Here is a 6149-nt window from a genome sequence, read left to right as displayed (position 1 = left end):
GACCATCGAAAAATCCATTCTCCGCCCTCGGAGACAATCATCATTTAGTGTAGTGAACCGTCTCAATCATTATAGACACAGAGGGTGGCGCGGTCTTGCAGGCAGCCAGTTTGCTTCCCCACGTAGGGTCGCCAGTATAAGCGCCGTTCTGACAGAGAGTGGCGCCGAAGCCCGTGATTGTCCCGCTTGTATCAACATTCGTTGTAAATAGAAACAGAGAGGTGTAACCGGAACTTCGTGCGATGTTTTGCGAAGCAACTGTGGGAGCATAGTATTGACTATCGACATAAATCCCGACAGACCCACTTGCCCAAGATGTGCTGGCGACGGCAATGAACATCATCGCTAACGCGAATGGCAGACAGGCTGCACGTAGTATTCTCTTGATCATTCTTTTTGCATCTCTTCTTTGATTGCTTATTTGGTCCGTTTGCGCGTTGAGTAAAACAGGTGAGAGCCTGCAATTGCTCTCAGCTGTGAGATTGCCATTAGTTAGGAACGATGTTCCATTCCTGCTGGCAGGAGCCGCCAGACCAGGGCCACAGGATTATTCTGGCGCCCGCGTTTCCAGAGCATCCAGACCCATCCAGAACATCAACGACGCCGCTCGCATTTGCCAGCCCTGGCGAGATGGTGTATCCGCCGTCCGCCCGCAGCGTAAACTTCCACTGCTGGCCGCCATTGCCGCTGTAATCCCAGAGCTCGATCTGGGTCCCATCGTTTCCGGTATAGCCGGTGCAGTCCAGGGAGCGGCCGGAATTGGGGTTGATGATGGAATAGTAGCCGTTGTTCAAGTACGTGATCCGCCACGTCTGATATTGATTGTTCAGGTTTGTCCAGAGCTCGATGGGCGTCCCATTCCCCGTGCCGCCGCCGGTGCAGTCGAGTGCGGTCCCCGTGCTACGAGCGACGATCTGATAGTTTCCATTCGGGATGGGATTGCCCATGTTGCTATTGAAAATCAGGTTCCATTGAGTCGCGGCGCCAACCCCCCAGGACGTGGGAGTTCCGGCCACCTGATAACATCCCCCGATGCCTAGGAAGGTGTCGTTTGTCGATTGCAGGTATTGATTATTGGCAGGACTGGAGAAAGAAAATCCGGGATTGCCGGTCACGGGGATTCCCCACGATTGCTGCGCGTTGTTCGAGGCGGGTGTGAGCGCTATTTTGTCGCAGCTGGCGACAACTTGACCCGCATTGTTGATGTAAGGATCACCAGTCGCCTGCAGCAATTGTCCCGAGGACGTATTCTGGACATGCCAGAGGCCGCCGCCGATGGGGAAAATGCTCCATAGCTGCTGGGCGTTATTGTTGGACGGCGTCACTGCAACCTCGTTGCACCCGGCAACCGCTTGGCCGGTACTGGTGGCGATATACGGGTTTCCTGTTCCCTGCAAGGCGGTCCCGTTATCGCCGAAGCTCCCAACCCAATAATTCGCCGAGTTCGCAAAAGCCATGTTCAGCGCCGGTGGCCAGCGCTGATAATCCCATTGCATCGTACCGTTGAGCCACATGAAGCCGCCTGGGATTCCCAGGTTCGTTTTCCAGTTTACAAATTTCGACGTGGCGGATGCGAGGGTCTCCGTGTTGCCCCAGAGACCGGGCGTGACTTTGAAACCGCCAAAGGCGTTGATCCAGTTTGCCGGGTCATTACCCGCGCCGCCGTCATAGCACTGGAGATAAATCGCGTCGACTTTCGTTCCCAGCTGCGATTTCACGCTGACCCAGAAGGGCTGGTTCGTGTAGGGGCACAGGGTCACTTTCCATCCCATGCTCGCCAGCATATTCCCGAAGGCGACCGCAGAGCCGACATCATAGGTCGTCTCGTCGTCAAACTGAATGGCGTCGGCGCCCGTGGCGTTCTTCAGCGCTAAAAAGTTTTTGTAGAGGATGCTGTTGGTTCCCGTGCCCTGTGAGGCAATCAGGTTTTTGATATTGGTAAAAGACTGTGTGCCCCAGTTGCCGATACAGATTTCAATACGGTTGACGCTGGATGGCGCGGCCTTGCAGGCGGCCAGCTTATAGCGCCAGGTTGGGTCGCCGGTATAGGATCCGTTCTGGCAGAGCGTGGCGCCGAAGCCCGTGATTGTTCCGCTGGTGTCGATATTCGTTGTAAACAGAAACAGGGAGGTGTAGCCGGAACCCCGAGCGATGTTTTGCGCGGAGACCGTGGGAGCATAATACTGACCATCCACATAAATCCCAACGGAGCCAGTCGCCCAGGCTGTACTGGCGATGGCCATGAACACAACCGCTAAAGCGAGCGATTGGCGCACTAACCACATCACTTTTTGAATGGTTTGATTTTTCATATTTTCTCCTTGGTGTCTTACAAATTGCACGAACCGCCCCATTGCAGGCCGTCGGTAAAGTTGAAGCGTTTAGCTTGCAATAAGCCCTTCGACCGACATTTCGAAGCAGATCACACTGCTTTACTATGGCGAAAGCAACCAGTATTGCAATGATTGCTTCAGAAACTTATTGTGAGAATTACTGCATGCTGGACTCTTTATCAGCGGCGCACCAATATTTGGATTTGTTTTGGAGGCCATGGATTGACGATGGACTCAGAGCAGTCGGTCCATAATAACACACTCCCCAAACGTTGTCAACTAGAATGGTCCCACGATTTCGAACCGGAGCGGCCCCATATTTCAGGCCCGCAAATCGAGCTTCATTCCGCCTCCGGGGCAATACTCCGAAGACGATAAACCTGATTTTCTTGCCTGGAACGTTGTCTTGTGAGTTCCGGTTTTGGCGAAAAACAGGTACACTTTATGCGATTTGCAATAAGCTTTTGACGCATTTTTGATGCGCAGGGCAGACTGCGGACAATTTTCTAGGAGAATCGATGATGAGTCACCGGATATACAACTTCAGCGCGGGCCCCGCGATCCTGCCCGAAGCCGTGCTGGAAGAAGCCGCGCAAGGCGTGCGCGAAATCAATGGGTCAGGGATGTCTTTGCTGGAAGTCAGTCACCGGGGCAAGGATTACGAAGCCATCCACAACGACGCCGAGCAGCGCCTGCTGCGCGTTCTGGGCGTGAGTGCGGACGAATACGTCCCTATGTTCCTTCAAGGCGGCGCGAGCGGCCAGTTCGCTCAGCTCCCGCTCAACTTCCTGAGCGCGGGCCAGCACGCCGATTATATTATTGGCGGCGACTGGGGTGCGAAGGCGCTGAAAGAAGCCAAGAACTTGGGCGACGCTCGTGAGATCGCCTCTTCCAAGGCCGACAAGTACACGTACATTCCCAAGCAATTCACGGTGTCGCCGGCTGCGCGCTACGTGCATATCACGACGAACAACACCATTGAGGGTACGGAATACTTCGACTTGCCCGATGTCGGCGATATTCCCCTAGTTGCTGATTCGTCTTCGGATTTCACCGCCGTGCAGCGCGACAACAGTAAGTTCGCCATGATCTACGCCGGCGCGCAGAAGAACGCAGGCCCGGCGGGCGTCACCATTGTCGTCGCCAAAAAGTCGTTCTTAGACACCGCCCGCACCGACATCCCCGCAATCTGGGCCTACAAGACCCACCGCGACACCAATTCGCTTTACAACACCCCGCCGACCTTCGCCATCTATGTTGTCGGCCTGGTGCTGAAGTGGATCGAAGCCGAGGGTGGTCAGGCCGCGATCGAAGCGCGCAACAAGGCCAAGGCCGCGATCCTTTACAACGCGCTGGACGAGCTGAGCGGCGTCTACGAGCCGGCCGTCACCGTGAAGGAAGACCGCTCGCTGATGAACGTCACCTGGCGCCTGCGCAACCCCGCATTGGAAGCTGAGTTCCTGGCCGAAGCCAAGGCCGCGAAGCTCGACGGCCTCAAGGGCCACCGCAGCGTCGGCGGCTTCCGCGCCTCCATCTACAACGCCTTCCCGACCGCCGGCGTCCAGGCCCTCGCGGACCTGCTTCGGGACTTCGCACAGCGTAAGGGCTAAGCCGCCCTCTATTTTTCGATACACAAGAAAAAGGACAACTAACGAAATGCCGAGAGTTTTGGTGAGCGACCCGATCGCTCCGGAAGGGATCGCGATCCTTCAGCAGGTCGCGGACGTGGATGTGAAGACAGGCCTGCCCAAGGAAGAGCTGGCCGCGATCATTGGGGATTACGATGCGCTAGCCGTGCGCTCCGAGACGAAAGTCACCGCCGAGGTGCTGGCGAACGCGCACAAGCTGAAGATCATTGGGCGCGCCGGAGTGGGCGTGGACAATATCGACGTGGAGACCGCCACCAAGCGCGGCATCCTCGTCGTCAACAGCCCCGAGGGAAACACCATCGCCGCCGCCGAGCTGACCGTGGCGATGCTGCTGGCGCTCGCACGCAACATTCCGCAGGCCGACCAGGCCCTGCGCAATGGCGAGTGGAAGCGCTCCAAGTACATGGGTTCCGAAGTCTACGGCAAGTCTCTGGGCGTCATTGGCCTGGGCAAGATCGGCAAGGAAGTCGCCAAGCGCGCGCAGGCGTTCGGCATGCCGATCCTGGGCTACGATCCTTACCTGAAACCCGAGCAGGCCGAGAAGCTGGGCATCCGCCTGGTCGATCTGCCGACGCTTTACAAAGAGTCGGATTACATCACGGTCCATGTCCCTAAGACGAAGGAAACGGCGGGCATGATCGGCGCGGAGCAGCTGGCGACCATGAAGCCCACCGTGCGCCTGATCAACTGCGCGCGCGGCGGCATCATCGACGAAGCGGCGCTGGCGCAGGCGGCGAAGGAAGGCCGGATCGGCGGCGCGGCAATCGACGTCTTCACCACCGAACCGGCTCCGGCGGACAACCCGCTGCTGGGCATTCCGACCATCATCACCACCCCGCACCTGGGCGCCAGCACCGAAGAAGCGCAGGTGAATGTGGCCATTGACATCGCCGAGCAGATCGCCGACGTTCTCAATGGCAAGCCGGCCCGCGCGGCGGTCAATATGCCGTCGGTCTCCGCAGAAGTCCTGGCCCGGATCCAGCCCTATCTGACCCTGGCGGAGAAGATGGGCAGCCTTCAGTCCCAGCTCACCACCAGCGGAGTGCGCGCCATCGAAGTGGTCTACAAGGGCGACTTCGGCGACCTCCCCACCCTGCATATCACCCGCGGCGCCGTGAAGGGCGTCCTGGACACCGTGGTTCCGGAGAGCGTCAACTATGTCAACGCGCCCGGCCTCGCGGCGTCGCGCGGTATTGGGATCACCGAAAGCCGCACCGGGTCGGAAGAGGCCGGCTCGCCGGTCTTGACCATTCGCGCCGAAACCCAGAGCGGATGGCGTGAGATCAGCGGTACGGTCTTCGGCGCGAAGGACATCCGTATTCTCTCGATCGACGGCTACCGCGTGGATGTCAAACCCGAGGGCTTCCTGCTCGTCACCAAGCACAGCGACCGGCCGGGTATTGTCGGCAAGGTCGGCACGCTGCTCGGCGACCGCGGCGTCAACATCGCCGGCATGCATGTCGGCCGTGAAAGCGAAGGCAAGCACGCTCTGATGGTCCTGCTGATCGACAGCGCGATTCCGGACGAAATCGTCAAGGAGATCGTTCAGATCGACGGCATGGAGAACGCGCGCCAGGTTCAGCTGTAAGCACGCACTCTGTAACCAGATTGTAATTTCGAGTTTCCGGGTAACACCATCATATCACGAGCACCCTACGGTTATCTGTGGGGTGCTTTTTTTATTCAGCACCATCAAAGGAAGACCCAAACCATGAAGTTTATCGATCTGCGATCGCGCACGCTGTCCGCCGCCTTCGTCGCCGTCGCCGCCGCCTTCGGCTGCGCGCTGCCCGCCAGCGCCGCGCCCGGCCCCGCGCTGCCCATCGTCGGCAGCCCCAGCAGCATTTCCGCCGGCGTGTTCATCCCCGGCAGCAGCGACGCCAGCGATAACGGCGGCAGCACGCAGCTCTCGGTAAACTTCCGCTACACCCTTCCCGTCCCGGACCCGATCGGCGTTCCTGTGCGCACGGTGCTCGACCTGGGAGTTGAAACTGGAGCCAAGGGCGGCCGTCACTCCACCGTCATCCCGTTGACAGTCGGTGTCGTCGCCGGCACAGGCGGCTCGTCGCCCTACGTCGCGGGCAGCTTCTTCTACGGAGGCGGCGCGGGCGTATACTTCATCAACCAGAGCGGCCTTTCCAGCGCCGCCCGCCTCGGCGCCTACGCC

General features: G+C 58.8%; 4 protein-coding genes. 3 read left to right on the top strand and 1 reads right to left on the bottom strand.

The features are described 5' to 3' along the window. Nucleotides 1–488 precede the first annotated feature (488 nt). A complete protein-coding gene (locus ABIZ35_RS04335; RefSeq protein WP_348218641.1) occupies nt 489–2312 on the bottom strand; it encodes an RICIN domain-containing protein in 1824 nt (607 codons plus the stop codon). 542 nt (nt 2313–2854) lie between these two features. Between ABIZ35_RS04335 and serC the strand changes: the two genes are divergently transcribed. The 3 genes from serC to ABIZ35_RS04320 form a co-directional block, all read left to right on the top strand. Further along, entirely contained in the window at nt 2855–3943 is a 1089-nt protein-coding gene (serC, locus tag ABIZ35_RS04330; protein WP_348218640.1) for a 3-phosphoserine/phosphohydroxythreonine transaminase, read from the top strand. Nucleotides 3944–3989: 46 nt separating this feature from the next. Then, on the top strand, nt 3990–5570 hold the full coding sequence (gene serA / locus ABIZ35_RS04325) for a phosphoglycerate dehydrogenase (RefSeq protein WP_348218639.1): 1581 nt from the start codon (nt 3990–3992) through the stop codon (nt 5568–5570). 123 nt (nt 5571–5693) lie between these two features. After that, nucleotides 5694–6149 (top strand): hypothetical protein (locus ABIZ35_RS04320; protein WP_348218638.1); only part of this gene is annotated, 456 nt, incomplete at its 3' end.

This window comes from Capsulimonas sp., from assembly GCF_039929585.1.
GTDB lineage: Bacteria > Armatimonadota > Armatimonadia > Armatimonadales > Capsulimonadaceae > Capsulimonas.
Note: the sequence above shows the minus strand (reverse complement) of the source record. Positions and strands in the feature narration are given on the sequence as shown.